This window comes from Deltaproteobacteria bacterium (assembly GCA_005879795.1).
Classification (GTDB): Bacteria; Desulfobacterota; Binatia; order DP-6; family DP-6; genus DP-6.
Genome location: VBKJ01000128.1, coordinates 40799 through 67037, shown reverse-complemented (window position 1 = coordinate 67037; position 26239 = coordinate 40799). Strand labels below are relative to the sequence as shown.

22 protein-coding genes and 1 rRNA gene are annotated in these 26239 nt (G+C 71.9%); 2 read left to right on the top strand and 21 right to left on the bottom strand.

The annotated features are described in order from the left end of the window. The 14 genes from E6J59_07375 to folD form a co-directional block, all read right to left on the bottom strand. Positions 1 to 876, bottom strand: a 16S ribosomal RNA gene (locus E6J59_07375); the annotation flags it as partial. 354 nt (positions 877 to 1230) lie between these two features. Further along, positions 1231 to 2421: a tyrosine--tRNA ligase gene (locus tag E6J59_07370; protein ID TMB20890.1), complete on the bottom strand. Its 1191-nt coding sequence runs from the start codon at positions 2419 to 2421 to the stop codon at positions 1231 to 1233. Next, positions 2418 to 3206, bottom strand: coding sequence for a TIGR00282 family metallophosphoesterase (locus E6J59_07365; protein ID TMB20889.1), 789 nt, complete (start codon positions 3204 to 3206; stop codon positions 2418 to 2420). Before E6J59_07365 ends, E6J59_07370 begins: the two co-directional genes overlap by 4 nt. 3 nt (positions 3207 to 3209) lie before the next feature. Then, positions 3210 to 4790, bottom strand: a complete 1581-nt coding sequence (rny, locus tag E6J59_07360; GenBank protein ID TMB20888.1) for a ribonuclease Y — start codon at positions 4788 to 4790, stop codon at positions 3210 to 3212. A 13-nt stretch (positions 4791 to 4803) separates the two neighbouring features. Further along, positions 4804 to 5385, bottom strand: coding sequence for a 5-formyltetrahydrofolate cyclo-ligase (locus tag E6J59_07355; protein ID TMB20887.1), 582 nt, complete (start codon positions 5383 to 5385; stop codon positions 4804 to 4806). A gap of 402 nt (positions 5386 to 5787) precedes the next feature. After that, positions 5788 to 5988 (bottom strand): hypothetical protein, encoded by a 201-nt coding sequence (locus tag E6J59_07350; GenBank protein ID TMB20886.1) that lies wholly within the window; start codon positions 5986 to 5988, stop codon positions 5788 to 5790. 53 nt (positions 5989 to 6041) lie between these two features. Beyond that, a complete protein-coding gene (gene ftsY, locus E6J59_07345) occupies positions 6042 to 7070 on the bottom strand; it encodes a signal recognition particle-docking protein FtsY (GenBank protein ID TMB20885.1) in 1029 nt (342 codons plus the stop codon). 14 nt (positions 7071 to 7084) lie between these two features. Then, positions 7085 to 10666 carry a chromosome segregation protein SMC gene (smc, locus tag E6J59_07340; GenBank protein ID TMB20884.1) on the bottom strand — a complete coding sequence of 1194 codons (3582 nt, stop codon included), beginning with the start codon at positions 10664 to 10666 and terminating at the stop codon, positions 7085 to 7087. A gap of 58 nt (positions 10667 to 10724) precedes the next feature. Beyond that, the gene (locus tag E6J59_07335) at positions 10725 to 11318 is read right to left on the bottom strand and encodes an HNH endonuclease (protein ID TMB20883.1); all 594 of its coding nucleotides are present in this window, start codon (positions 11316 to 11318) and stop codon (positions 10725 to 10727) included. A 50-nt stretch (positions 11319 to 11368) separates the two neighbouring features. Next, positions 11369 to 12841: a glycine dehydrogenase subunit 2 gene (locus E6J59_07330; GenBank protein ID TMB20882.1), complete on the bottom strand. Its 1473-nt coding sequence runs from the start codon at positions 12839 to 12841 to the stop codon at positions 11369 to 11371. A gap of 4 nt (positions 12842 to 12845) precedes the next feature. Continuing rightward, on the bottom strand, positions 12846 to 14177 hold the full coding sequence (locus tag E6J59_07325; GenBank protein TMB20897.1) for an aminomethyl-transferring glycine dehydrogenase subunit GcvPA: 1332 nt from the start codon (positions 14175 to 14177) through the stop codon (positions 12846 to 12848). 38 nt (positions 14178 to 14215) lie between these two features. Continuing rightward, positions 14216 to 14614 carry a glycine cleavage system protein GcvH gene (gcvH, locus tag E6J59_07320; protein TMB20881.1) on the bottom strand — a complete coding sequence of 133 codons (399 nt, stop codon included), beginning with the start codon at positions 14612 to 14614 and terminating at the stop codon, positions 14216 to 14218. Continuing rightward, positions 14611 to 15708 (bottom strand): glycine cleavage system aminomethyltransferase GcvT, encoded by a 1098-nt coding sequence (gcvT, locus tag E6J59_07315; protein ID TMB20880.1) that lies wholly within the window; start codon positions 15706 to 15708, stop codon positions 14611 to 14613. Before gcvT ends, gcvH begins: the two co-directional genes overlap by 4 nt. A gap of 9 nt (positions 15709 to 15717) precedes the next feature. After that, a complete protein-coding gene (gene folD / locus E6J59_07310) occupies positions 15718 to 16563 on the bottom strand; it encodes a bifunctional methylenetetrahydrofolate dehydrogenase/methenyltetrahydrofolate cyclohydrolase FolD (GenBank protein ID TMB20879.1) in 846 nt (281 codons plus the stop codon). Between the two features lie 94 nt (positions 16564 to 16657). Here folD and ald point away from each other — a divergent pair, with 94 nt between their 5' ends. Next, complete coding sequence (ald, locus tag E6J59_07305) at positions 16658 to 17767, top strand: alanine dehydrogenase (GenBank protein ID TMB20878.1); 1110 nt, start codon at positions 16658 to 16660, stop codon at positions 17765 to 17767. A 110-nt stretch (positions 17768 to 17877) separates the two neighbouring features. On the opposite strand, the gene aspS is transcribed toward ald, so the two are convergent. Together aspS and E6J59_07295 are read right to left on the bottom strand one after the other, a co-directional pair. Further along, positions 17878 to 19656 carry an aspartate--tRNA ligase gene (aspS, locus tag E6J59_07300; protein ID TMB20896.1) on the bottom strand — a complete coding sequence of 593 codons (1779 nt, stop codon included), beginning with the start codon at positions 19654 to 19656 and terminating at the stop codon, positions 17878 to 17880. Positions 19657 to 19664: 8 nt separating this feature from the next. Beyond that, a complete protein-coding gene (locus E6J59_07295; protein TMB20877.1) occupies positions 19665 to 20957 on the bottom strand; it encodes a histidine--tRNA ligase in 1293 nt (430 codons plus the stop codon). A gap of 158 nt (positions 20958 to 21115) precedes the next feature. Here E6J59_07295 and E6J59_07290 point away from each other — a divergent pair, with 158 nt between their 5' ends. Then, on the top strand, positions 21116 to 21685 hold the full coding sequence (locus E6J59_07290) for a hypothetical protein (protein TMB20876.1): 570 nt from the start codon (positions 21116 to 21118) through the stop codon (positions 21683 to 21685). Positions 21686 to 21864: 179 nt separating this feature from the next. Here E6J59_07290 and E6J59_07285 read toward each other — a convergent pair whose 3' ends face one another. The 5 genes from E6J59_07285 to yajC form a co-directional block, all read right to left on the bottom strand. Then, positions 21865 to 22554, bottom strand: coding sequence for a class I SAM-dependent methyltransferase (locus E6J59_07285; GenBank protein TMB20875.1), 690 nt, complete (start codon positions 22552 to 22554; stop codon positions 21865 to 21867). A 91-nt stretch (positions 22555 to 22645) separates the two neighbouring features. Continuing rightward, complete coding sequence (locus E6J59_07280) at positions 22646 to 22837, bottom strand: helix-turn-helix domain-containing protein (GenBank protein TMB20874.1); 192 nt, start codon at positions 22835 to 22837, stop codon at positions 22646 to 22648. A 521-nt stretch (positions 22838 to 23358) separates the two neighbouring features. After that, on the bottom strand, positions 23359 to 24342 hold the full coding sequence (gene secF / locus E6J59_07275; protein TMB20873.1) for a protein translocase subunit SecF: 984 nt from the start codon (positions 24340 to 24342) through the stop codon (positions 23359 to 23361). Beyond that, positions 24339 to 25865 (bottom strand): protein translocase subunit SecD, encoded by a 1527-nt coding sequence (secD, locus tag E6J59_07270; GenBank protein TMB20895.1) that lies wholly within the window; start codon positions 25863 to 25865, stop codon positions 24339 to 24341. Before secD ends, secF begins: the two co-directional genes overlap by 4 nt. Positions 25866 to 25903: 38 nt before the next feature. After that, complete coding sequence (gene yajC, locus E6J59_07265; protein ID TMB20872.1) at positions 25904 to 26239, bottom strand: preprotein translocase subunit YajC; 336 nt, start codon at positions 26237 to 26239, stop codon at positions 25904 to 25906.

Sequence of the window (26239 nt, the reverse complement as noted above, 5' to 3'; positions counted from 1 at the left end):
TGCGGCACCGCGGGGGTCAATACCCACGACACCTAGTGCTCATCGTTTACAGCGTGGACTACCAGGGTATCTAATCCTGTTTGCTCCCCACGCTTTCGCGTCTTAGCGTCAGTCACCGTCCAGAGGGCCGCCTTCGCCACCGGTGTTCCTCCTGATATCTACGCATTTCACCGCTACACCAGGAATTCCACCCTCCTCTCCGGGACTCGAGTCCGCCAGTTTCCAATGCACTTCCGGGGGTGAGCCCCGGGCTTTCACATCAGACTTAGCGAACCGCCTACACGCCCTTTACGCCCAGTGATTCCGAACAACGCTCGCACCCTCCGTATTACCGCGGCTGCTGGCACGGAGTTAGCCGGTGCTTCCTTTAGGGGTACCGTCAGGGCCCCGACGTATTGGGTCGGGGCCGTTTCTTTCCCCTCGACAGGGCTTTACGACCCGAAGGCCTTCATCACCCACGCGGCGTCGCTGCGTCAGGCTTTCGCCCATTGCGCAATATCCCCCACTGCTGCCTCCCGTAGGAGTCTGGGCCGTGTTTCAGTCCCAGTGTGGCTGGCCATCCTCTCAGACCAGCTAGCCATCATCGCCTTGGTGAGCCGTTACCTCACCAACTAGCTAATGGCGCGCAGGCCCATCTTCGAGCGGTAGCTTGCAAGCAGAGGCCACCTTTCACCGCAGAGACCGAAGTCCCCGTGGTCATATCTGGCATTAGCCCACCTTTCGGTAGGTTATTCTGGACTCGAAGGTAGGTCACCTACGTGTTACTCACCCGTTCGCCGCTTTACTCAGGGAGTTGCCCCCCTTTTCTCGCGCGACTTGCATGTGTTAGGCACGCCGCCAGCGTTCGTTCTGAGCCAGGATCAAACTCTCCAGTTGAACTGGAGTGCCCCCAGCACCGCAGGGTGCCGAGGGCGGACGAATCGAAGCAGGCATCCGCCAACCTGGCCCGGACAAAGCAGTCTTGCGTTGTCCGCGATCACTACGCTTGGGACCCTCTCCGCACTTCGAAAAAGTTTGGAAAAGGGGCGCTACTATTTAGTTTTCAAAGACCGGTACTGCTGCGGGCAGACCAAATCTTATAGACGGCCTGCCGCAAGGTGTCAAGCGCCCGGCGGTCCCGCCATTGCGTGAGCTCAGGGCGATGCCGCGGCGGTCGGGGGCCGAACTGCACCCACGACCTCGCCGGCTGGGACCGCCCTGGCCCTCCCGCTGCGGATCCGAGAAGCGGGTTCACTCGGGTTCCCCGAACGTGATCTCCGCCAGCCGGCGGCGGCCCACTTCCAGCAGGCGATCCCGCCCGCGCCGGAACCGATAGTCGATGCCGACCGGCCGGCCGTCGACCCTGACCGCGCCCTGCAGCACCAGCCGCCGGGCCTCGCTGGTCGAGGGTGCGAAGCGCACGTCCTTCATCAGCTGGCAGATCCACACCTCGTCCGCCCGGGTGGCGAGGCGCACGGGCTTCGGCCGGTGCGCCGTGCGCTTCTGGAACCGCTCCTCGAAGAACTGCGCCGCGGCCTCGGCAGCGGCCCGACCATGAAAACGCTCGACCAGCTCGGTCGCCAGCGCCTTCTTCGCCTCCATGGGGTGGACGCGGCCGTGCCGCACCCCTTCCCGCTGCTCCGCGTCGGCCCGGCTCAGCAGCTCGTAGTAGCGCAGCATGAGCGCGTCGCTGAGCGACATCACCTTGCCGTACATCTCTTCGGGCGGCTCGGCGATGCCGATGTGGTTGCCCAGGCTCTTGGACATCTTCTGCACCCCGTCGGTGCCCTCGAGCAGCGGCAGGATGACGGCCACCTGCCCCGCCTGCCCCGCGTCGCGCTGCAGGTCCCGGCCCACCAGGAGGTTGAACGTCTGATCGGTGCCGCCGAGCTCCACGTCCGCGCGCACCGCGACCGAGTCGTACCCCTGGAGGAGGGGATAGAGGAACTCGTGCAACCCGATCGGCGTACCCGCCGCGTAACGCTGCCGGAAGTCGTCCCGCTCCAGCATGCGGGCGACGGTCATCGTGGCGGTTAGGCGCACGACGTCTTCGAGCGACAGCTTCGAGAGCCACTCGCCGTTGTGACGCACCTCGGTCCGCGAGCGGTCCAGGATCTTGAACACCTGCTCGGTGAAGGTGCGCGCGTTGGCCTCGATCTCCGCCCGCCCCAGGACCGGCCGGGTGGTCGAGCGTCCGCTCGGGTCGCCGATGAGCGCCGTGAAGTCGCCGATGATGAGCACCGCCTCGTGCCCGAGGTCCTGGAACTGGCGCAACTTCACCAACGGCACCGTGTGCCCCAGGTGAATGTCAGGGGCGGTCGGATCGACCCCGAGCTTCACGCGCAACGGTTTGCCGGTCTCGAGCCGCGCGTGCAGTTCGTCCTCGGGCAGGATGCTCACCACGCCGCGCCGCAGCGCCGCGAGCTGCGCCGCCGGCGTCACGCCGCCACCCGCTCCTGTACGCGACGGATCGCCGTAGCGCGGCCGGTCGCTCCGTCGACGTCGATCAGCGCGCCCTGCACGAGCACCGGGCCCGACGCCACCTCGAAGCGCGTCGGCATCTGGGTGAGGAAGCGGCGCAGGACCTGCTCGGTCTTCACGCCGAGAACCGACGCCTCGGGGCCGCACATGCCGGCGTCGGTCAGGTAGGCCGTGCCCCCGGGCAGGATCGACTCGTCCGCGGTCTGCACGTGGGTGTGGCTGCCGATGACGGCCGAGACCTTGCCGTCGAGGAAGCGCCCCATGGCGACCTTCTCGGAGGTCGCCTCGCCGTGCATGTCGACGAGGATCACGGGGGTCTCCCGCCGCAGCTCCTCCACGGCGCGCTCGGCCGCGTGAAACGGGCACTCGGCGGGGCCCATGAACACCCGCCCGATCAGGTTGAGCACGCCCACACACACCCCGGAGCGCCCGGTCGCGTGCACGACCGCGCCCGCGCCCGGGACGCCGGGCGCCAGGTTCGCCGGCCGCAGCAGGCGGCGGCTCTCGCGCAGGTAATCGAGGATCGCCGTGTGCTGCCAGATGTGGTTGCCGGACGTGAGGACGTCGACGCCCGCGTCGAGCAGCTCTTCCGCGCCCTCCGGGTCGATGCCCTTGCCGCCCGATGCATTCTCGCCGTTGGCGACCACGAGCTGGACCTCCTCCCGCGCGACGAGACGCGGGAGGAGGACGCGCAGGGCCCGCCGGCCGGGACGACCGACGACGTCGCCGAGGAAGAGGAGTCGCATCGGTCAGCGTGCCAGGTCGCTTGCGCGCGTCTCGCGGATGACGGTCACCTTGATTTGGCCGGGGTACGTCATCTCCTGCTCGATCTTGCGCGCCACGTCGCGCGCCAGGACGGCCGCCTGATCGTCGGGCACCGTGCCCGGGTCCACGATGATGCGGATCTCACGACCCGCCTGCACGGCGAACGACTTCTCGACCCCCCGGAACGAGTTGCTGATGCGCTCCAGGTCCTCGAGCCGCTTGACGTAGCTCTCGAGCACCTCGCGCCGCGCCCCGGGACGGGCCCCGGAGAGCGCGTCGGCCGCATCGACCAGCGGCGCCAGGATGGTCTCGGCGCGCACCTCCTCATGGTGCGCCGCGATGGCGTTCACGATCTTCGCCGACTCGCCATACTTGCGCGCGATCTCGCCGCCGATGATCGCGTGCGACCCCTCCACCTCGTGGGTGAGCGCCTTGCCGATGTCGTGGAGGAGCGCGGCGCGGCGCGCCTGCTTCTCGTTGAGGCCGAGCTCGGCCGCCATCGCGCCGGCGATGAAGGCGGCCTCGATCGAGTGCATGAGGACGTTCTGCGCGTAGCTGTAGCGATACTTGAGCATGCCGATGAGCTTGACCAGCTCGGGATGGATGCCGTGCACCCCGACCTCGAGCACGGCGCGCTGTCCGGCCTCGCGGATGGTGTTGTCGAGATCCTCCTCCGCCTTGCGTACCACCTCCTCGATCCGACCGGGGTGAATGCGCCCGTCCGAGACGAGGCGCTCGAGCGTCAGGCGGGCCAGCTCGCGCCGGATGGGGTTGTGGCACGAGATCACGACCACCTCCGGGGTGTCGTCGATGATGAGGTCTACCCCGGTCGCCGCCTCGATGGCCCGGATGTTCCGACCCTCGCGACCGATGATGCGCCCCTTCATGTCGTCGCTGGGGAGCGGGACGACCGACACCGTGCGCTCGGCGACGAACTCCCCCGCGAGGCGTTCGATGGCGATCGAGACGATCTTCTTGGCGCGGCGGTCGGCCTCCTCGCGCGCCTCGCCCTCGATGTGCCGGATGTGCCGGGCCGCGTCGTGGCGGGCCTCGTCCAGCATCTGCTCGATGAGCGTCCTCTTGGCCTCGTCGCGCGTCATGCCGGCGGTCTGCTCGAGCTTCTCCCGCACGGAGTCGATGAGGCGCTCGTACTCGGCCCGCCGGCCCTCGAGCGCGCCCTCCTTCTGCCGGAAGCCGTCCTCGCGCTTCGCCAGCTCGGCTTCGCGCTGGGCGAAGACCTCGATCTTCCGCTCGATGCTCTCTTCCTTCTGCGCCACGCGCTTCTCGAGCGCGAGCAGCTCACCACGGTGATCCCGCACCTCGCGCTCCCACTCGACCTTGGCCTGGCCGAGGAGATCTCTTGCCTGGCCCTGCGCCTCGTTGCGGATCGCCTCGCCTTCCTTGCGCGCTTCCTCCAGGATGCGAGCCGCCGTGGCCTGGGCCCCGCTCTCCAGCTCCGCCAGCCGCTGCCGACGCAGCCGCCCGACGACCCAGAGCGCGCCCGCCCCGAGAGCGATGCCGATCAGCAGCAGGAGCAGCAGGACCATCACGCTCACCCCGGTCATGGCCGTTTCTCCTTCATTGCGCGAGCGCCGCGCTGATCGAACGTGACTCGGTGACGACGGCGTGCATGCGGACGTCCCACGGGGCCTCGGGGAGACGCGGCACCACCTGGAACCCGTAGGCGAGCCCGATCCGGATGCCGCGAGGGTGCCGCCCGAGCGCCCGGTCGTACCAGCCCACACCCCGCCCCAGACGCACCCCGCAAGGGGTGAAGGCCACCCCGGGCACGAGGAACACCACGTCCTCCGCCTCCGGAGGCAGACAGGGGCCACCCCGAGGTCCCGATGCTCCGCTCTCCCCGTGCCCGGGCCGAGGGGGCGACAGGCCGACGAAGCCGAACCGCTCCCTGCTCACCACGGGAAGATAGACCCTCCTCCCGGCCGAGAGGGCAGCCTCCACGAGAAGCGCCGGGTCGAGCTCGTTGTCGATGGCGGCATAGGCCGCGACGTGGCGGGCGCGGGCGAAGAGGGGCGACACGAGCAGCCGGGCGCAGGCCGCGGCCGACAGGCGGGCGACTTCACCGGGCGAGAGCGCGGTGCGGCGCGCCCGGATTTGGCCCCGGATGAGACGCTTGTCCTCGTCGTAGGTGTCCCCCATCGCTGTGAGCGCAGCTACCAACGGAGGGGGACCGGTGCGTGCCGGCGGCTACGAGGCGATGCTAGTGGCGCTGCCGCCGGACGGAGAAGCCGTGGTTTGCGGGCCCCTTCGGCCCGTTGAGATCACAGTCCTCGGATCGCTTCGATCGTGGGTCGACCGCATGAATATGGTTTCCCGAACCCCCGCCCCGTCTCCCTGCTCGTCGGCGAGCCCCCCTGCGGAGCTCAGTCAAGCTTGCTTCTGTCTTGTCAGTCGGACTCCTTCAGCAGCCGAGGCCGCACCTGCGGCTCGGTCGTTCAGCCGGGTTGGCACGAACCTGGCGCACTTTATGCAAGTCGCGCCCGATGTGCAACGCGATCGCGGCCTCCCGCCCTGAAGGGAGAAAGACCCCCCCCCCGGGGGTTAGCGGGCTGGTCCGATCCGGGCGAGAATCCCTTCCAGCCGGGCCTTGATCTCGGCGCGCTCGCGCTCGTACCCGTGCAGGCGCTCGACGAGCTCCTGGTAGGCACGCTCGACCTCGGCAAGCCGGAGGGCGAGCGCCTCGCGCTCGTCCTCGACCTCTTGATGGCGTGCGAGGAAGGTCTCTGCGCTCTCTCGGTTCATGGCCGCCACCCGCCTACGGTCCGAGAGTGTCTAGTTCGCTGCGGAACTCGGTGTCAAGCGAATTGCCCGGCGGGCGCGTCCGGCTCGAGCAGCGCCCGCACGAACTGATGCGCTTCGAACGGCCGTAGGTCCTCGGTGGCTTCCCCCACTCCCACGTAGCGGATCGGGATGCCCGTCTGCTGGCGGATGGCGATCGCGACCCCTCCCCGCGCCGTCCCGTCGAGCTTGGTGAGGATGATCCCCGTCACCCCCAGGGCTTCGGAGAAGGTCCGCGCCTGGGCGATGGCGTTCTGGCCGGTGGTCGCATCGAGAACGAGCAATGTCTCGTGCGGCGCCCCGGGAACCTCGCGGGTGATCACGCGCTGCACCTTGCGGAGCTCGTCCATCAAGTTGGAGCGCGTGTGCAGGCGTCCGGCCGTGTCGACCAGGACGACGTCGACCGCGCGCGCGAGCGCGGCCTTCATGCCGTCGAAGACGACCGCCGACGGGTTGGCGCCCGGCGCCTGGCGCACCAGCGCCGCTCCCGTGCGCTCGGCCCACACGGCCAGCTGGTCGATCGCGGCGGCTCGGAACGTGTCCCCGGCCACCATGAGCACGCTCCGCCCCGCGGCCGCGTGGCGGGCGGCCAGCTTCCCGATGGTCGTCGTCTTGCCGACGCCGTTCACGCCCGCCACCAGGACGACCCAGGGGCGCGCGCTCGGTGTCGGCTCCGGCGCTGCGCCCAGGACCGCCTCCATCTCCCTCTGCAGCGCTTGGCGGATGTCCGCTCTGCCGACGCCTGCCCGAACGCGCGCCACCAGCTCGGCCGAGGTCCGGACGCCGACGTCGGCCGCGACGAGCGCGTCCTCCAGCTCCTGCAGCGCTCGCTCGGGCTCGGCGGCACCGCGTCCCAGGGCGGCCTCCAGGCTCGCCGCGAGCCGACGTCGCGTCGCCACGAGACCCTGGCGGAGCCGGTCGGCCGGCGGTGCGGCCGGACTGGGCGCAGCCTTCACCGCCCGTCGCCGGCGCGCCCTGGCGAAGGCGACCGCGAGGCCGAGCGGCACGAGCGCCGCGCCGGCGGCGACGATCCACCAGGGAGCCATTGGGCGGCCGACGACTACGCCGCGGCGCGCAGGCGAACCGACACGACCTTCGACACCCCAGCCTGCTCCATCGTAATGCCGTAGAGCGTATCGGCGGCTTCCATGGTGCGGCGGTTGTGCGTGATGAGGACGAACTGCGAGCCCGTCGCCATGTCCTGGATCAGCTGATTGAAGCGCCCGATGTTGGCCTCGTCGAGCGGGGCGTCCACCTCGTCGAGCAGGCAGAAGGGCGTCGGCCGGATCAGGAACAGGGAGAGGATCAACGCGACGGCCGTGAGTGCCTTCTCGCCCCCGGAGAGCAGGCCGAGCGACTGCAGTTTCTTTCCCGCCGGCTGGACCACGATCTCGACCCCGGGCTCGCCGCCCTCTTCGGGCCCGGTCAGCTCCAGGCGCGCCTTGCCGCCCGGAAAGAGCTTCGGGAACACCGCGGCGAGCTTCTCGTTGGCGCCCGCGAACGTCTCCTCGAAGCGCCGGCGCGAGGTCCGGATGAGCTTCGCGATCGTGCGCCGGAGGTCGTCGAGGGAGCGCTCGAGGTCGGTGCGTTGGCCGACCAGGAACTCGTGCCGTCCGCGGAGCTCCTCGAGCTCGGTCAGCGCCTCCGGGTTCACGTCGCCGAGACGCGCGAGCCGCGCCCGCAGCGCCTCCACCCGCGCCGCCCGCTCGTCATCCAGCCCGTCGTCGGTGAGCGCCACGTCCGCGAGTGCGTCCGGGCCGAGACCGTAGCGCTCGGCGAGCTGCGTGGCCAGGTGCTCGAGCGCCAGACGCTGCTCGGTCATCGTGACGTCGAGGCGAGCGCGCCGCTCGCGCGCCGCTTCCAGGCGTTCGCGCGCCTCCCGCTCGGCGACGTCGTCCGCGGACGCGTTCGCCGAGGCGTCGGCGATCGCCGCGAGAAGGCGCTCCCGCTCCGCGCCCAGGGTCGCCGCTCGCGCCTCGGCCCGCGCGCGGGCCTCCTCCGCGGACGCGACATCCCTCTCGGCCGCCGCCGCCCCGGCCGCCGCCTCGGCCACCTGCCGGTCGGCCGTGGCGAGCCGCTCGCTCAGATCGGCGCCGGTGGCGGCGGCGCGGCTCAGCTCCGCCCGCGCCGCCCGCAGGCGCTCTGCCACCGCCGCCACCCGCACCGCCGCCTCGGTGCGCTGCCGCTCGACCTCGGCATGTCTCGCGCGCCAGTCGGCGAGGGTCTCCTGCTGCTCCCCGAGCCGCACACGCAGCTCGGTCGCCGCCGCGGTCGCCCCGGCCCGGCGCTCGTCGAGCGCCGCCAGCTCGCCGGCCATCGCGCCGTCCTCCCCCGCGAGCCCACTCGCCTCCAGCGCGCCGGCCTCGAGCTCGACCGCGATCTGCTGGCGCTCGGCCTCGAGCCGCTCCCGGTCCTTCTCCGCCGCGACCAGATCGACGTCGAGGGCGTGCAGCCGCTCGTCGGCCGCGGTGATCGCACGCGCCGCCTCGGCGCCCCGTGCCCTGTCGAGCGCGAGCGCGCGCTCCTCGGCCGCCAGGCGCTCGAGGCTCGCCACATGCGCGGCCTCGAGCTCGCGCAGCTCGCGGGCGCGGGCGAGGAGCGTCTCCTCGAGCGGCGGCTCGCTACCACCGGTGACGGTACCGAGCGCATCGATCGCCTCGCCGCGCGGGGTGACGACCGTCACCGGGTGCTCGGCCCCCCGCCACAGCTTGAGGGCCTCGACCAGGTCGGCCGCGAGGAGGACGTGGCCGAGCAGCGCTTCCACCAACGCCCAGTGCTGCGGCTCGATCTCGATGCGGTCGACCAGGCGCGGTCCGGGCGGGACGATCACGGCGGCGCGCCGCTCGGCCTCGCGGGGCAGCACGGTGGCGCTGCCGCCGCCCGTCTTCGCGAGCCAGCCGATGGCATCGATGGCCGCCGCCGTGTCCGGCACCACCACCTGCGCGAGGCGCGCGCCAAGCGCCGCGGCCACCGCCCGCTCGAGGTCCTTCGGGACGTGGAGCACGCTCGCGAGCAGCGCCGCCGTCCGCGGCGCGCGCCCGACCAGGCTCGCCACGCCGCGCGTGCAGCCCTCGTAGCGCTTCTCGAGCTCGCGCAGCGAGTCGGCGCGCGAGCGCAGCTGCGTCGCCTCAGCCCGCGCCCGCTCGACGACGGCGAGGCGCGCCGTCTCCTCGGCGCCGAGCGCCTGCTGCCGCTCGCCGAGGGCCTGCCGCTCGGCCACGAGACGCGCCCGCTCGCCCTGCAGGCGGGCGATCGCTGCACGCGCGCCGTCGCTCGCCCGGGTGTTGGCGTGCAACCGCTCGCCCAGGGCGCGCTGCTCGTCCTCCAGACGCCGCCGGCGTCCGTCGAGGTCGTCGCGCCGCTGGCGGAGAGCCTCGCTCAGGTTGCGCAGCCTTGCCTCCTCGGCGAGGGCATCGAGGTGCGCGTCCTTGGTCTCCTCGACGGCCCGCTCGAGCGGGAGACCGGCCCCCTCGAGCGCCTGGAGGTGCGCCTCGGCCTCGGCGCGCGCGGCCTCGGCTCGGGGGAGCTCCGCGCCCAGCCGATCGATCTCCTTCTCGAGCCCTGCCGTCTCCCGGGCGAGCGCCGCGAAACGCGCCCCGATCCGCTCGGCCTCCCTGCGGCTCTCGACCGCACGCGCTGCGAGCTCGCGGCCGCGCTCGGCGAGGCCCCCCGATCGTGCCTGGGCCTCCGCGGCCGCGAGGCGCTTGCCCGTCAGCTCCTCCTCCACTGCGCGCAGCCGCTCCTCGTTGGTCGCGCGCGCGGCATGAGCCTCGTCGCTGGCGCCGCGGCTCCGACGGATGTCCTCCTGCAGCGCGGCCTCCTCCGCCTGCACGGCGGCCAGGCGGTCGCCCAGGGTCGCGAGCTCGGCCGACCAGCTCCGCTGGCGCGTCGCCATCACGCGCAGGTCGAGGTCGCGCAGCTCATCCTTGATGCGATGGTACTCCTCGGCACGCCGCGCCTGGCGCTCCAGCGAGGCCATCTGCCGCTCGAGCTCGCGCAGGATGTCCTGGACGCGGAGCAGGTTCTCGCGCGTACGCTCCATCTTCCGCTCCGCGGTCAGCTTGCGGCTGCGAAAGCGGGTCGTGCCGGCCGCCTCTTCGATGAACAGGCGCAGCTCCTCCGGCTTGGCGTTGACCAGCTGATCCACGCGCCCCTGCTCGACGATGGCGTAGGCCTTGGTGCCGACGCCGGTGCCCAGGAAGAGCTCGGTGATGTCCTTCAGGCGGCAGGGCGCTCGATTGATGAAGTACTCGGACTCGCCGGAGCGGAAGTAGCGCCGACTCACCAGGATCTCGCTCGCCGTGGCGAGCCCGGGCGGCAGCCCGTCCGGGGCATCCTCCTCCTCCGCGCCGGGCTCGGCGCGGGGCGCGAGGTCCGCCTCGTCTCGCTCGAGGAGGAGCGCCACCTCGGCCATCCCCAGTGGCCCGTTCTCCGTGTTGCCGGTGAAGATGACGTCCTCCATCGCCTCCCCGCGGAGATGACGTGGGCTTTGCTCGCCCAGCACCCAGCGGATCGCGTCGACGATGTTCGACTTGCCGCAGCCGTTCGGCCCGACGATGGCGGTCACTCCGCGCGGGAGCTCGAGGACCGTCCGCTGCATGAACGACTTGAAGCCGTTCAGCTCGATCTGCCTGATCCGCATCCGGGTTCCTTGCCGGCCGCCGCGCGGCCGTCACACCCGGGGATGGGGGCCCCGAGCGCTACTCCGCCACCAGCTCCGTGTTCCAGTACGCCGCATCCACCGCGCTCAGAAAGGGCATCCACTCCTTGTAGCGACGGAGGCTGTAGGTCTCCGTCATGAACGGCGTCCACTGCGGCCGCCGCGGCTGCCGGACGAGCCGCATGCCCGCCTCCGCCGGCGTGCGCCCGCCCTTCAGGCGGTTGCAGCGGTGGCACGAGCAGACGACGTTCTCCCACACCGACGTGCCGCCCCTCGAGCGTGGCACGACGTGGTCGAGGTTCAGCTCGACGCGCGCGAACTGCCGGCCGCAGTACTGGCAGCGGTTCCCGTCGCGCGCGTAGATGTTGAAGCGGCTGAAGCGCACGTAGCGGCGCGGGATGCGATCGTAGCCCTGCAATAGGATGACGCGCGGGACGCGGATCGCCCGGTCGACCAGACCGATCCTGTCCTCCTCGGCCACCAGGTCGGCCCAGCTGGCGAAGTCGAACGTGCGGTACTGCTCGTCCACGGCGTGCGCGATGCCCTGGTAGAGGAGCGAGAGCGCGCGCCGAACCACCGTGATGTGGATCGGCAGGTACGACCGGTTGAGGACGAGCACCTTGGTGTTCAACACCGACACGTTCCGCGCAGGGTACCGGCGGGCTGCGGCGAAGTCAACGAAACTCAAGCGGATCCTCCAGGATTCGAAGGTCGCTCGGGCCACCAGCGCAGCACCGGCCGGCGCGCGGCGCGGGTCTCGTCGAGGCGGGCGAGGCGCGTCGAGTGCGGGGCCTCGCGCACGCGGGCGGGGTCGGTGCGGGCCTCCTCGGCGATCGCGAGCATGGCGTCGGCGAACCGGTCGAGTGTCTCCTTGGTCTCGGTCTCGGTCGGTTCGATCATGAGGGCGCCCTTCACCACCAGCGGGAAGTAGATGGTGGGCGCGTAGAAGCCGTAGTCGAGCAGACGCTTGGCGACGTCCAGGGTGTGGACATCGTAGTCCTGGAGGCAGCCGTCGGAGAACACGCACTCGTGCAGCGAGGGCGTGTCATACGGGAGATGGTAGGTCCCGCTGAGGCGCGCCCGCAGGTAGTTGGCATTCAGGACCGCGAAGCGCGTCGCTTCCGCCAGGCCGGGGCCGCCGAGCCGGGCGAGATAGGCGTAGGCGCGCACCAGGACGCCGAAGTTGCCGGAGAACGCCCGCAGGCGCCCCACGCTCTTGGGTGCATCGTCCGTCCACTTGAGGACGCCGTCGCCGCGCACGAGCCGCGGCACCGGTAGGTAGTCCGCGAGCGCCGCGCGAACCGCGACCGGCCCCGCGCCCGGCCCGCCCCCGCCGTGCGGCGTGGAGAACGTCTTGTGCAGGTTGAACTGCATCACGTCCACGCCCATGTCGGCGGGCTTCGCGATCCCCATGATGGCGTTCAGGTTCGCGCCGTCCAGGTAGACGAGGCCGCCCTGCGTGTGGACGGCGGCCGTGATGCCGTCGATCTCGCGCTCGAAGAGCCCGAGTGTGTTCGGGTTGGTGATCATGAGCGCGGCGACCGACTCGTCCATGGCGGCCGCCACCGCCGCGGCGGTCAAGAGCCCGCGGGCGTCCACCGCGACCTCGGTCACCTCGTAGCCGCACAGCGTGGCGCTCGCCGGGTTCGTGCCGTGCGCGCTCGCGGGGATGAGGACGCGCCGGCGCGCCTGCCCGCGGTCGGCGTGGTAGGCGCGCACGAGGAGCATGCCGAGCAGCTCGCCGTGCGCCCCGGCGGCGGGCTGGAGGCACACCGCATCGAGGCCGCTCACGGCGGCGAGCCCCGCCTCCAGGGCCGCGAGCAGCTCGAGCGCTCCCTGCGCGAGCGCCTCGGGCACGAGCGGGTGGAGAGCCGCGAAGCCCGGGAGGCGCGCCAGCTCCTCGTTCACCACGGGGTTGTACTTCATGGTGCACGACCCGAGCGGGTAGAGCGTCGTCGCCGCGCTGTAGTTCCACTGCGAGAGGCGGAGGAAGTGGCGCAGCACCTCGAGCTCGCTCACCTCGGGCATGCCCGCCAGCTCGTCCTCGCGCCGGAGGTCCGCCGGCAGGTCGGCGACGCCCGCACCCGCGGCCGCCCGCACCGGCCAGCCGACTCGCCCGGGCGATCCCCGCTCGAAGATGAGCGGTTCGTCGAACATCGGCTCATCCACCCGCAGCACGCGCGGCCGGCGCCGGCGCCGCGAGCACGCCGATCAGCCGATCGACCTGCTCGGGCGTGTGGGTCTCGGTCACGCAGAGGACGAGGCTGCCCTCCAGCTCCGGGTACCAGCGGCCGAGCGGGAACCCGGCCACGACCCCGGCCTGCGCGGCCGCTTCCCACGCGCGCGCCGCCGCGGGTGCCCGGACGACGAACTCGTTGAAGAAGGGCCCCGCGAAGCGCGCCGGGACCCCTGCCGCCTCGAGGCGGGCGGCGGCGGCGTGCGCGGCGCGGTAGTTCGCCCGGGCCAGGCTCGCGAGCCCGTGCCGCCCGAGGAGCGAGAGGTAGACGGTCACGGCAAGGGCGCACAGCGCCTGGTTCGTGCAGATGTTCGAGGTAGCGCGCTCGCGGCGGATGTGCTGCTCGCGCGTTGCGAGCGTCAGCACGTAGCCGCGGCGACCGCGGGCGTCGACGGTCTCGCCGACCAGGCGGCCCGGCATGCTGCGCACGAAGCGCTCGCGGGTGGCGAAGAGCCCGACGCCCGGGCCGCCGTATGACAGCGGGAGGCCGAAGCTCTGCCCCTCCGCCACCGCGATGTCGACGCCCGAGGCGCCGGGCGAGCGCACGAGGGCCAGCGCGAGCGCCTCGGGCGTCGCCGTGATGGTGAGCGCGCCAACTGCGCGCACGGCGTCGGCGAAGAGCGCAACGTGCTCCACCACCCCGAAGACGTTCGGGTAACCGAGCACCAGACAGAGCGTGTCGCCGCCGAGCCCGGCGCGGAGCGCGCCCAGGTCGGTGCGGCCATCGGCGCCGAACGGTACCTCGCGCACCTCCACGCCGCCGAGGCCGCGCAGGTAGGTTGCGACCGTCGCGCGATAGTGGGGATGGAGCGCGCGCGCCAGCCAGACCACCCGGCGGCCGGGCCGGAGGCGGCGGGCCATGAGCACCGCCTCGGCGGTCGCCGACGCACCGTCGTACAGGCTGGCGCTCGCCACCTCGAGGCCGAGCAGCAGCGCCGAGAACGTCTGGAACTCGAAGGTCGCCTGCAGCGTGCCCTGGCTCACCTCCGGCTGGTAGGGAGTGTAGGCGGTCGCGAACTCGCTGCGCAGGAGGATCTGGTCCACCACGGCCGGGACCCAGTGCGGGTACGCGCCCGCGCCCAGGAAGACGGCCGCGCCCGCCGCGTCCGCGTTGCGGGCCGCCAGCGCGCCCAGGTGGCGCCGCAACTCGGGCTCGGTCATGCCCTCCGGAAGCGCGATCGCCGCGCGTGCCCGCAGGCGGGCCGGAACGTCCGCGAACAGGTCGTCGATCGAGCCGACCCCGATCGCCTCCAGCATGGCGGCGATGTCCCGCGCGGTGTGAGGGCTGTAGCCGCTCACTTCCTCAGCTCGCTCGCGATGTGAGCGCGGTAGGCGGCCGCGTCGAGGAGCCCATCGACCTCGTCCGGCCTGACGACCCGCAGGCGGATCATCCAGCCCGCGCCGTAGGGATCCGTGTTGACGTGCTCCGGCCCGTCGCGCAGGACGTGGTTCACCGCGATCACGCGTCCGCTCACCGGCGCGAACAGATCGGAGACCGTCTTGTTGGATTCCACCACGCCGAGCACCTGCCCCTGCGCGAGCGTGGCGTCCACCGCCGGGAGCTCGACGAAGACCACGTCGCCGAGCGCGTCCTGCGCGAAGTCGGTGATGCCGACCACGCCTTCGTTCCCCTCCATGCGGAGCCACTCGTGATCCCTCGTGTACCGGAGGTCGTCGGGGAACTCCATGCTCAATCCTCCCGCTGCACACGGCGATAGAAGGTACGCGCGACGACCCGCGCCGGAACGCGGCGCCCGCGGATCTCGACCGCGACCGGCGTGCCGGGCGCCGCCGCGCCGGCCGTGACGTAGGCGAGGCCGATGTAGCGCCCGAGGGTGGGCGACCTGGTGCCGCTGGTCACGCTGCCGACGGCGTCGCCGTCGCGCCACACGGCGCAGCCATGGCGCGGGACGCCGGGCTCGGCGAGCTCGATGCCGACCAGGCGGCGCACAACGCCGCGGGCGGCCTGCTCGGCCAACGCTGCGCGGCCGACGAAGTCCCCCTTGCCGAGCTTCACCACCCAGGCGAGACCCGCCTCGAGCGGCGTCGTCGTCTCGTCCATGTCGGTCCCGCAGAGCGGGAGGCCGGCCTCCAGCCGCAGCGTGTCGCGCGCGCCGAGCCCCGCCGGGAGCCCGTCCCGCCGCCGCGTGGCGTCGAGCACAGCCTCCCACAGCCGCGGCGCATCCGAGGCGGCGACCAGGAGCTCGAACCCATCCTCGCCGGTGTACCCCGTGCGCGACACCAAGGTCCGCACGCCGGCCACGGGCCCTTCGAGGGCGGTGAAGGGGCGGAGCGCCGCCAGGTCGAGGGCGGTGAGCGTGCGGAGCGCGCGCTCCGCCTCGGGTCCCTGCAGCGCCAGGAGCGCGAGCTCGGCGCTGCGGTCGACCACCTCGGCGCGCTCGCCCGCGCGCGCGCGGACCCAGGCGTAGTCGGTCGCCGTGTTGGCCGCGTTCACCACCAGGAGGTAGCGCTCGGCGCCGAGGCGGACGACGATCAGGTCGTCCAGCACGCCGCCGCGCTGGTTGCAGAAGAGCGTGTACTGCCCGTCGCCGATGCGGAGGCGGCGGATGTCGTTCACGGTGAGCTCCTGGCAGACCACGGCGGCCCCGGGGCCACGCAGCTCGATCTCGCCCATGTGGCTCACGTCGAAGAGCGCGCAGCGCTCACGGACCGCGCGGTGCTCCTCCGCGGCCCCGCGGTAGGAGAGCGGCATCTCCCAGCCCGCGAACTCGCCCATCCGGGCGCCGAGCGCGCGATGGACGTCGAAGAGCGGGGTGCGGCGGGCCATGCGCGGGCTCTAGGCCGCCTGCTCCGCGGCGCTCAGGGTGTTGGCGAGCAGCATCGCGACCGTCATCGGTCCCACCCCGCCCGGAACCGGAGTGATGTGAGAGGCGCGCTCGCGCGCGCCGGCGAACTCGACGTCGCCGCAGAACCGGCCGTCCGGCCCGCGGTTCATGCCGACGTCGATCACGACCGCACCGGGGCGGATCCATGCGCCCCGGACGAGTCCCGCCTGCCCGGTAGCCGCCACCAGCACCTCCGCGCGTCCGACCTCGTGCTCCAGGTCCGCGGTGCGGGAGTGACACACGGTGACGGTCGCGTGGCGCTCGAGGAGGAGGAGCGCCACCGGCTTGCCGACCAGCAGGCTGCGGCCCACCACCACCGCGCGCGCGCCCTTGAGCGCGACACCGGTCTCGTCGATCAGTCGGAGCACCCCGAGCGGCGTGCAGGGACGCAGACCCGGCTCGCCCGCCAGCAGGCGACCTTGACTCACGGGATGCAGCCCGTCGACGTCCTTCTCGGGTGGGAGCGCCTCGATCACCGCCCGGGCATCGAGCCGGGGAGGCAGGGGAAGCTGGACGAGGATGCCGTGCACATCGCGCCGGCGGCCGAGCTCGCGGACCAGGGCGAGCAGCTCCGCTTGCCCTGTGCTCGCCGCGAGCCGATGGCCGAAGGAGCGCATGCCCACCTCCTGGCACGCCTTCTCCTTGTTGCCGACGTAGAGGTGCGAGGCGGGATCGTCGCCGACGAGCACGGTGGCCAGACCCGGGATCACCCCGCGGCTGGCGAGGCGCGCGACGCGCTCCCGCACCTCGCTCCGTACCACCGCCGCCACGCTCTTGCCGTCGATCGTGTGTCCCACGCAGCGATCCCGATCGGCTTCTTCTATAGGGCTGCTCGCGGGCAGGGCAAGTCGGCGGTCGCACGCGCCCCGGGCCGTGCTACACTCTGGACGCGTGATCGTCGGCGTCCCGCGCGAGATCAAGGCGGAGGAGAACCGCGTCGCGCTCACGCCGAGCGGCGTCGGCGCGCTGGTGGCGCACGGGCACACCGTGGTGGTGGAGCACGGCGCGGGCACCGGCTCGAGCCTGCCCGACCGGCTCTACCGCGATGCCGGCGCGACGCTGGCCGACGCCGCCGCGGTCTGGGGCCGGGCAGAGCTGATCCTCAAGGTGAAAGAGCCGCTCCCCTCCGAGTACGACCTCCTGCGCCCCGACCAGATCCTGTTCACGTATCTGCACCTCGCGGCCAACCCGCAGCTCGTGCGGGTGCTCGTCGCGCGCCGCGTGCGCGCCCTGGCCTACGAGACGCTGCAGCCCCCGGACGGCTCGCTGCCGCTGCTCGCTCCCATGAGCGAGATCGCGGGGCGGCTCGCGGTGCAGGTGGGCGCCTGGTGCCTTCAGGCCCAGAACGGCGGCCGCGGCGTGCTCCTCTCCGGTGCGTCGGGCGTGCGGCCCGCGAAGGTCGTCATCCTGGGCGCCGGGATCGCGGGGACCAACGCCTGCCAGGTGGCCGTCGGGGTGGGGGCCCACGTGTCGATCCTCGACGTCGACCCCGCCAAGCTCCGCTATGTGCACGACATCCTCGGCGGCCACGTGACCACCGTCATGTCGAACCGGGCCAACATCGAGGAGGAGGCGGTGAGCGCCGATATGATCGTGGGCGGCGTGCTCATCCCGGGCGCCCGCGCGCCGCGGCTCATCTCCCGCGCACTGGTCGCGGCCATGCGTCCCGGCGCGGCCCTGGTCGACCTCTCGATCGACCAGGGCGGGTGCGCCGAGACCTCGCGCCCCACTACGCACGCCGATCCGACCTACCGGGTCGAGGGCGTGGTGCACTACGCCGTCGCCAACATGCCGGGAATGGTGCCCCACACCGCGACCCTCGCGCTCACCAACGCGACCCTCTCCTACGCGCTCGCGATCGCGGACCATGGCTTCGCGGATGCGCTGCGCCGTGACCCGGCGCTCTGCCGGGCGTGCAACGTGCTCGCCGGGCGCGTGACCCACCCGGGCGTGGCGGAGGCGATCGGCGTCTCGGCGACGGCGCCCGAGACGTTGCTCTAGGAGCCGCCGTCCGTCTTCCTCGGAGGCCCGTCCAGTGCTCGTGCGCTGCCCGCTCCCCATGCCCGGAGCGCAACCCCCGCGCGGCTAGGCGCCTCTCGGCGCCGGCCTCCCTACGACACGACCCGGATGCCCAGCTCACGCAGCTGCGCCGGGTCGACCGGGGTCGGCGCCTCGGTGAGGAGACAGACCGCACGCTGCGTCTTCGGAAAGGCGATCACCTCGCGGATCGAGTCGGCGCCCGCGAGCAGCATCACCAGGCGGTCGAGGCCGAGGGCGATGCCGCCGTGCGGCGGCGCGCCGAAGGCGAGCGCCTCGAGCAGGAAGCCGAAGCGCGCCTGTGCCTCGCTCTCCGACATGCCGAGGAGCGCGAACACGCGCTGCTGCACGTCGGGGCGATGGATACGGATGCTGCCGCCGCCGAGCTCGATGCCGTTGAGCACCAGGTCGTAGGCCTGCGAGCGGACGGCGAGCGGGGCGCGCTCGAGACGGTCGAGATCCTCCTCGGCGGGTGCCGTGAAGGGATGGTGCACGGCGACGTAGCGACCCGCGTCCGGGTCGCGCTGGAGGAGCGGGAAGTCGACCACCCAGAGGAAGCGATCCTCGTCCCGCGCCACCCGGCCCAGCCGCTCCCCGAGCCGGAGGCGCAGCTGTGAGAGGATGGGCGCCGCCGTAGCCTCCGGCTCGGCCAGCAGCACGAGGAGGTCGCCGATCTCGAGGCGGGCCGCCGCCGCCAGGCGCGCCCGCTCGGCGCCGGAGAGGAACTTGACCGCCGGCGATTGCCAGCCGTCGGCGCCGACCTTGATCCAGGTGAGGCCGCCCGCGCCCTCCGCGGTCGCGAAGCCGACCAGGTCGTCGAGCTCGCGGCGCGAGAGCGCCGCGCCGCCGCCGGGGACGGCGAGGCCGCGGATGGGATTGCCCGCGGCGAGCGCCTCCGCGAACACGCGGAAGCCGGTCCCCGCGAAGCAGGCGGTGAAGTCGGCGAGCTCGAGGTCGACGCGCAGGTCGGGCCGGTCGATTCCATAGCGCAGCATCGTCTCGGCGTGGCGAAGGACCGGAAACGGGCGCGGCGTGGGCCGCCCGCGCACCTGCGTGAACAGCGCCGCGATCATGGGCTCCACGACCGCCATCACGTCGCCCGGGCCGACGAAGGACATCTCGAGGTCGATCTGCGTGAACTCCGGCTGCCGGTCGGCGCGCAGGTCCTCGTCGCGGAAGCAGCGGACGATCTGGTAGTAGCGATCGAGTCCGGCCACCATGAGCAGCTGCTTGAAGAGCTGCGGCGACTGCGGCAGCGCGTAGAAGCTGCCGCGCTGCACGCGGCTCGGCACCAGGTAGTCGCGTGCCCCCTCCGGGGTGGAGCGCGTCAGCACCGGGGTCTCGACCTCCACGAAGCCGGCCGCGTTCAGGTGCTCGCGCACGGCGCGCGTGACCTCGTGGCGCAGGAGGAGGTTCCGCTGCATGCGCGGCCGGCGCAGATCGAGGTAGCGGTAGCGGAGGCGGTTCGGCTCGCTCACCTCGGTGACGTCGTCGATCGGGTACGGCGTCGGCCGTGCGGTGTTGAGCACCCGGAGCTCGCGGACGGACACTTCGATCGCGCCCGTCGGCAGCTCGACGTTGACCGTCTCCGGGGGACGGGCCCGCACCTCTCCGCGCACCGCGATCACGTACTCGAGCCGCACCTCGCCCGCACGGGCATGCGCGGCCGGGCTCTCGGCGGGGTTGCAGACTACCTGCACGAGGCCGCTGCGGTCGCGCAGATCGATGAAGAGCACGCCCCCGTGGTCGCGCCGCGCATGCACCCAACCGCAGAGCGTCACCGCACGCCCGATGTCCGTGGGGCGGAGCGTGCCGCACGGGTCGCTGCACCGCCAGTCGCCCAGCGGCTCGATCGGCGCGCTCACTCCCCGCCCCCGATCATCGCCTGCAGCAAGCGTGCAAGCTCGGGCCCGCTCGCGTCGAGCGGGAGGACCTGGCGGCGGTCCTGGTGCCGCACCAGGTCGCGCACCGTCGCCCGCCCGGCCCGCAGCTCCTCCTCGCCCAGGATGGCCGCGAGGCGCGCGCGCCGGCGGTCGGCGGCGCGGAGCAGCGCCTTCAGGCTCCGCCCCGCCGGCTCGAGCCCGATGGCGAGCCCGCCGTCGCGGAGTCGGGTCGCGAGCGCGAGCGCCGGACCGATCGCGCCGGCCTCGAGCGGGAGGATGACGGCGGCCGGACCCGCCGCCTCGGCCTCGGTCCCGGGCGCCGCCATGGCGAGGCGCTCGAGGCCGAGCGCGAAGCCGACGCCGGGGACGTCCGGGCCGCCGAGCGCCGCCACCAGCCCGTCGTAGCGCCCGCCGCCGCCCACCGCGTTCTGCGCGCCGAGCCCGCTGGCGACGACCTCGAAGGCCGTCCGGCAGTAGTAGTCGAGTCCGCGCACCAGGCGCGGATTCATCACGTAAGCCACCCGTTCCTGCTCGAGGAGCGCGCGCACTTGGGCCAGGTGCGCCCGGCAGCCGTCGCACAGGCTGTCGGCGGCTACCGGCGCTCGGGTCATGATCTCCCGGCACGACTCCACCTTGCAGTCGAGCATGCGCAGCGGGTTGCGCTCCACGCGCCGGTGGCAGTCAGGACAGAGCCCCGCCAGGTGAGCGCGCCCGAACTCCCGCAGGCGCTCGCGGTAGACCGGGCGGCAGACGCGATCGCCGACCGAGTTGAGCTCGAGCCGCGCCGCGCGCGCGCCCACCGCCGCGAGGTAACGCTCGAGCATGACGAGCAGCTCGGCGTCGGCGAGCGGGTCGTCCCGCCCGAGCACCTCGGCCCCGATCTGGTAGAACTGCCGGTAGCGACCGCGCTGCGGCCGCTCGCGCCGGAACATCGGCCCGCGGTAGAACAGGCGTGCGGTCGGGTCGCTCTGCACGAGGCCGTTCTCGAGGTAGGCGCGCACCACCCCTGCCGTCGCCTCGGGGCGGAGCGTGAGCCCCGTCGTGTCGCGGTCCGCGAACGAGTACATCTCCTTCTCGACGATGTCCGTCGTCTCGCCGAGTGAGCGGGCGAACAGCTCCGTGCGCTCCACCACCGGCAGCCGGATCTCGCCGAACCCGTAGCGCGTGAACGTGCGCTCGGCCGCCTCTTCCAGGGCACGCCAGCGCCGGCTCTCGTCGGGGAGGACGTCCCGGAAGCCCTTGACGGCAGCGATCGCCTGGGGAGCCGACATGCGGAGGGGTGAACGGCGATTTGTAGCAAAGGCCCTCACCCCCTTCAATGCGAGTACGTTTGATACTGCGGCGTTTTGTCACCACAATGGTGAACGTGAAGTCGTGCGGGTGGCCGCGATATCGCGCGCGGGGCCCGAGCCACGCTGAGCGAGTCGGCATGCTGTCCACGAGCAATCTCACCGTCATCTTCCGCGACATGGTGCGCACCGCCATGGCCGCGCAGCGGGTCGCGTCGTCGGAGACCACCGAGTTCTACCTCGTCCGGCTGCTCGAGGGTTTCGCACGCCCCGCGCGCGGGGATCTGCTCGACCCGCCCCTCGCCCTCGACTATCTGGAGGCGTTCCATCTCCCGGCCGCCAGGGGTTACGAGAAGCTGAAGCGCGTCGCCGACACCGCGCTCTTCATCACGGGCATGTTCGTCGACAGCCTCGAGCGGAGCCTGGTGGGGCCCGAGTACTACGCCGCGCTCGGCCGCAACGCCTACGCGCGCCTGTCGGCGCAGTCATCCCGCGGCGCCCTCGCCACCCTGTTCGAGGAGCTCGCGGGACGCTTTCCGGAGTTCGTGCGGGTGCTCACCGAGATCAGCGCGCAGGAGCTCTTCCGTCGCGAGCAGGACACGCTCCGGCTCTACAAGCGCTGGCTCCACACGCGCGGGCGGCGCGAGGCCGACCTCCTCATGCGGCGGGGCATCATCCCGTTCGCCCCGCCGGCGAAACACCGGCACTGATCGGCCAGCACACTCGCTAGTGTCCCGGACCCGAAATCCGTTGCCAAAGTCGGGGGTGGATCGGCGGCGCTGGCAAGGCGCGACAACGAGGAATAGTTGGCGCTATTCCGAGGAGGAGCAACGCAGCCAGTGTCGCCGAGACGCCCCCGAATTTGGTGACGGACTTCGGGTTCGGGACACTAGGCGAGGGCAGCCTCGGAGCGGCGGGCCCGCGTGCTGGGCCTCCGGCGCGCCGCCGGCACGGCCTTGGCATTGCGCGCCACCACGATGGTGAAGAGCGAGCGCGGCGACGTCTTCCACTGCCGCTCGACGTGCAGGGTTTGCTGATCGAGCACGTCCGAGAGCTGGAGGGTCGTCCAGCCGAGCCAGCGCGTGACCGGGTCGATCGTACGCTGGAGGCGGGCGAGCCCCGGCTTCGGGCTGCGGAAATGGTTGATGAGGGTGATGACCCCGCCCGGCCGGCACACGCGCCGGGCTTCGGCCATCATGCGATCCGGATCCGGCACCACGCTCACCACGTGGAAGGCCATCACGTAGTCGAAGCTGTCGTCGGGGAACTTCAGGCTGAGCGCATCCCCTTGCTCGAGCGTGATGTGCCGCCAGCCGTTGCGGTTCACCTTGTCCTGCGCCCGCTCCAGCATGTCGGGCGCGAGATCGATCCCGGTCACGTGGCAGTGCGAGGGATAGGCGTCGAGGGAGAGCCCGGTCCCGACCCCGAGCTCGAGCACGCGCGCCCCGGGCTCGATCGCGAGCGAGCGGATGACCCGGGCGATCCGCGGATAGAATACGCGCCGGAAGAGCAGGTCGTAGAGATGCGAGAACTCGTAGTACAGCCGGCTTTCGTGCGGCTGCGCGTTCGCGAGAGCCATACGCCTCCTTCGTGTTGTCGCGTGCCCGGAGCGCGGGACGCCCGGGGCGCCGGTCCCTAGCGCGAACGCCCGCCGCGGGGTGCCGCTCCGTTCATGCGGCGGTCTTGCCTCGCAGCTGCCGCTTGAAGGAGGTGATGTCCCGCTTGCGGAAGCGCCACTGCCGGCCCCGCTTGAAGGCGGGCAGGATGCTCTTCCTCGCCAGCTCGTTCACCGTGTCCGGACTGCAATCGAGGAGCTCGGCTACCTCTTTGCTATTAAGTAAGTTATCTTCGACGTCCAGCATGGCACCGCCCGCGGCTGTTCCGGGACGGCGTTTTGGTAGCAGGGCGGTCCGCCGCCGTCAAGGAACGCCGAATTCGCGTGCATTCTCGGTTACTTGAGGCGCTCGCGGAGGGCTGCTCCCGCGCCGGTCGAGGACCTCCGGCTCGAGGCGCTCCCTGCCCTGCCACCGCGCCAGCCGGGCCCGGAAGACGACGTCGGCGCGCTGCCCCGGCCGTACAGCGGGAGCCCTCCCGGAGCGTAGCCCGATGGCGGGCAACGTGCGACCGTCCTGCCCGGAGCCGCAGGCGGAGGTGCGGGCGGGTCGGGTCCACCCGGCGCGCGCCCTCGATCTCCACCCGGCGCGCGAGGAGCACCGGCTCGGGACTTCCGGGACCGGACGGCTCGAGGGTCGCCAACGCCTCGGCGGGCGCGGGCGTGATGATCCCGAAGGGCATCTACGCGTCGATCTCGAGCAGCGGCTCCGGGTCGGCGGGCGTCGTCTGGCCGCGGAGCACCCTCCTCGAAGCGCGTCGCCGGCTCGCGTCAGCGCCGCGCCTGCCGTCCCTCCAGATAGAGCACCACGGGACTCGCCACGTAGATCGACGAGTACGTGCCCACGATGAAGCCGACCAGCAAGGCGAAGGCGAAGCTGTGGATCACCGGGCCACCCAGCACGAAGAGCGCCGCGGTCACCAGGATCGCCGTGCCGCTCGTGATGAGCGTCCGCGACAGCGTCTCGTTGATCGAGATGTTCATGATGGTGGCCAGGCTCTCGCGCCGCATCTTCTTCATGTTCTCGCGGATGCGGTCGGAGACGATGACGGTGTCGTGCACCGAGTAGCCCACGACCGTGAGCAGCGCCGCCACCGTGGTCAGATCGAACTCCATGTGGGCGATGGCGAGCGCCCCGATCGTCATGAGCACGTCGTGCACGAGGGCGATGGCGGCGCCGATCCCGAAGCGCAGCTCGAAACGGAGCGCGATGTAGACACCCATGACGAGCGTCGCGGCGAGGACCGCCAGCGCGGCGCTCCGGCCGAGATCCTTGCCGACCCTCGGCCCCACCGTCTCGACGCGCAGCACGTCGTGCGTCCCCTCGCCGAACTTCTCGCGCAGGGCGGCCCGGATGGCGTCCGCCACCGAGCCGCTGCCGCCCTTCTCCGCCCCGCGGACCCGGATCTGGAACTCGTTGCCCGCCCGCCCCACGTCCTGGACGAGGACCTCACCGATCTCCGGCTTCGAGAGCGCCGCGCGCACGTCGCCGATGGGGGTCGGTGCCGCGAACTTGACGTGCACCATCGTGCCGCCGGCGAAGTCGATGCCCCAGTTGATGCCCCTCGCGTAGGCCCACGCGAGGCCGATCGCGATCAGGGTCCACGAGAGGACGAGCATCTTGAAGCGCAGCCCGACGAAATCGATCTTCGTCCCGGGCGGGATCAGCTCGAAGAAGCGGTGCTCGACGGGCGCGGGCTCCGCCGCGCCCCGGACCGGGCGGCTCGTGGGCATGGTGCTCGTGTCCCCCTTCATACGCTCACCGTCGCGAGCCGTCGGCGCGAGGTCAGGAAGTCGTAGACCACGCGCGTGCCGAACACGCCGGTCGCCAGACTGGTCAGGATGCCGAGGCAGAGGGTGATCGCGAAACCCCGCACCGGGCCGCTGCCGAACTGGAACAGGATGAGCCCCGAGCAGAAGGTGGTGACGTTCGAGTCCCGGATCGCATACCACGCCCGCTCGTAGCCCGCCTCGATCGCCGCGCGCGCGGTCTTTCCCAGGCGCAGCTCCTCGCGGATGCGCTCGAGGATGAGGACGTTGGCATCGACGGCCATGCCGATGGTGAGCACGATACCGGCGATGCCCGGCAAGGAGAGCGTGAAGCCGAAGGCGGCGAAGGCGCCCACGAGGAGGAGGACGTTCAGCAGGAGGGCCCCGTCCGCGATCACCCCGCCGCCGCGGTAATAGACCAGCATGAACACGATCACGAGCGCGCTCCCCACCACGAAGGAGAGCACGCCCTTGCGGATCGAATCCTTCCCGAGCGACGGGCCGACCGTGCGCTCCTCGATCAGCTTGAGGGGGGCGGGCAGCGCCCCGTTGCGCAGCACGTTGGCCAGGTCCTGCGCCTCGGTGAAGTCGAAGCGGCCGCGGATGAGCCCCCGGCCGCCGGTGATCGGCGTCTCGATCACCGGCGCCGACTCGACCACGCCGTCGAGGACGATGGCGAGCTGGCGGCCGACGTTCGCGCTGGTGATCTCGCCGAACTCCTTGGTGCCGCGCGCGTCGAGCACGAAGTCGACCACCATGCCCTCGGTGGCCGCGCCCTGGGAGACGAACGCATCCGTCAGCACGTCGCCGGTCATGAGGGTGCGCCGCTCGACCGCGACGGGGCTCGCGCGGCGACCCTTCTCGCTCTTGCCCGGCAGGTACTGCACGTTCGGCCCGGGGTGGTCGGGAGTCCCCGCGTCGCCCGCCCGCGCCACCAGCTTGAACTCGAGGAGCGCCGTGCGCCCGATCAGCTCCTTGGCGCGCTGCGGATCTTGGACGCCGGGCAGCTGCACCACGATCTCGTCCGTCCCCTGCGCCTGCACGGTCGGCTCCGCCACGCCGAACTGGTCGATGCGGTTGCGGATGATCTTCAAGGCCTGCTCCTGGACGTTGTCGCGCAGGCGCTGCACCTCGCGCGGCTCGAGCGTGTAGGCGAGGTCGCCCGCCTCGACGTCCGATTCGGGTACGGCGACCAGGCTCGGGAAACGGTCTTTCACGAGCGCCTCGACCTGCGCACGCTTGTCCTTGTTGGCGAGCCGCAGGTGGACGGTCCGGCCCTCCCGCTCGACCGAGGCGGCGCCGATCTGCTCCTCGCGCAGCGTCCGCTCGAGGTCCTGCATCTGTCGATCGACCGTGTTGTCGACCGCCTGATCGATGTCGACGCCGTAGAGGAGGTGGGTCCCGCCCTGCAGATCGAGGCCAAGCCGGATCGGCTGGCGCCAGGGCCAGAACGCCGGCGCCGGCCGCACGAAGCTCGGCACCAGGAAGACGAGGGCGGCCACTGCCAGCGCCGCGTAGAGCGCCCCCCGGGTGAGAACCGATCGGCTCACGACTTCTCCCGCTCTTTCTCCCGGACCTCGAGGGCCGGGCCCTTGGTGACCGTCTGAATCGAGCTGCGGTCCACCTCGACCTGCACGTTGCGGGCGATCTCCACGGTCACCACCTTCTCCGCCACGCCCGTCACCCGGCCGTGGATGCCGGAGGCCATCACCACGCGGTCGCCCCGCTTGAGCGCCGCGACCATCTGCGCGTGCTCCCGTCGGCGCTTCTGTTCGGGGCGCAGGAGGACGACGTAGAAGACCACGCCGAGCAGGAGAAGCGGCAGTATCTGGAGCACGGGCGGTGCGCCCCCGTCCGTCCCCTGCGTGAAGAGCCCCCCCAC

Excerpts from the sequence above, each read along its gene's own strand:
- E6J59_07365 (TMB20889.1), bottom strand. The coding sequence starts at position 3,206 with ATGCGACTCCTCTTCCTCGGCGACGTCGTCGGTCGTCCCGGCCGGCGG.
- rny (TMB20888.1), bottom strand. The coding sequence starts at position 4,790 with ATGACCGGGGTGAGCGTGATGGTCCTGCTGCTCCTGCTGCTGATCGGC.
- E6J59_07355 (TMB20887.1), bottom strand. The coding sequence starts at position 5,385 with ATGGGGGACACCTACGACGAGGACAAGCGTCTCATCCGGGGCCAAATC.
- E6J59_07350 (TMB20886.1), bottom strand. The coding sequence starts at position 5,988 with ATGAACCGAGAGAGCGCAGAGACCTTCCTCGCACGCCATCAAGAGGTC.
- ftsY (TMB20885.1), bottom strand. The coding sequence starts at position 7,070 with ATGGCTCCCTGGTGGATCGTCGCCGCCGGCGCGGCGCTCGTGCCGCTC.
- smc (TMB20884.1), bottom strand. The coding sequence starts at position 10,666 with ATGCGGATCAGGCAGATCGAGCTGAACGGCTTCAAGTCGTTCATGCAG.
- E6J59_07330 (TMB20882.1), bottom strand. The coding sequence starts at position 12,841 with ATGTTCGACGAACCGCTCATCTTCGAGCGGGGATCGCCCGGGCGAGTC.
- E6J59_07325 (TMB20897.1), bottom strand. The coding sequence starts at position 14,177 with ATGCTGGAGGCGATCGGGGTCGGCTCGATCGACGACCTGTTCGCGGAC.
- gcvT (TMB20880.1), bottom strand. The coding sequence starts at position 15,708 with ATGGCCCGCCGCACCCCGCTCTTCGACGTCCATCGCGCGCTCGGCGCC.
- E6J59_07295 (TMB20877.1), bottom strand. The coding sequence starts at position 20,957 with ATGTCGGCTCCCCAGGCGATCGCTGCCGTCAAGGGCTTCCGGGACGTC.
- E6J59_07290 (TMB20876.1), top strand. The coding sequence starts at position 21,116 with ATGCTGTCCACGAGCAATCTCACCGTCATCTTCCGCGACATGGTGCGC.
- E6J59_07285 (TMB20875.1), bottom strand. The coding sequence starts at position 22,554 with ATGGCTCTCGCGAACGCGCAGCCGCACGAAAGCCGGCTGTACTACGAG.
- E6J59_07280 (TMB20874.1), bottom strand. The coding sequence starts at position 22,837 with ATGCTGGACGTCGAAGATAACTTACTTAATAGCAAAGAGGTAGCCGAG.
- secF (TMB20873.1), bottom strand. The coding sequence starts at position 24,342 with ATGAAGGGGGACACGAGCACCATGCCCACGAGCCGCCCGGTCCGGGGC.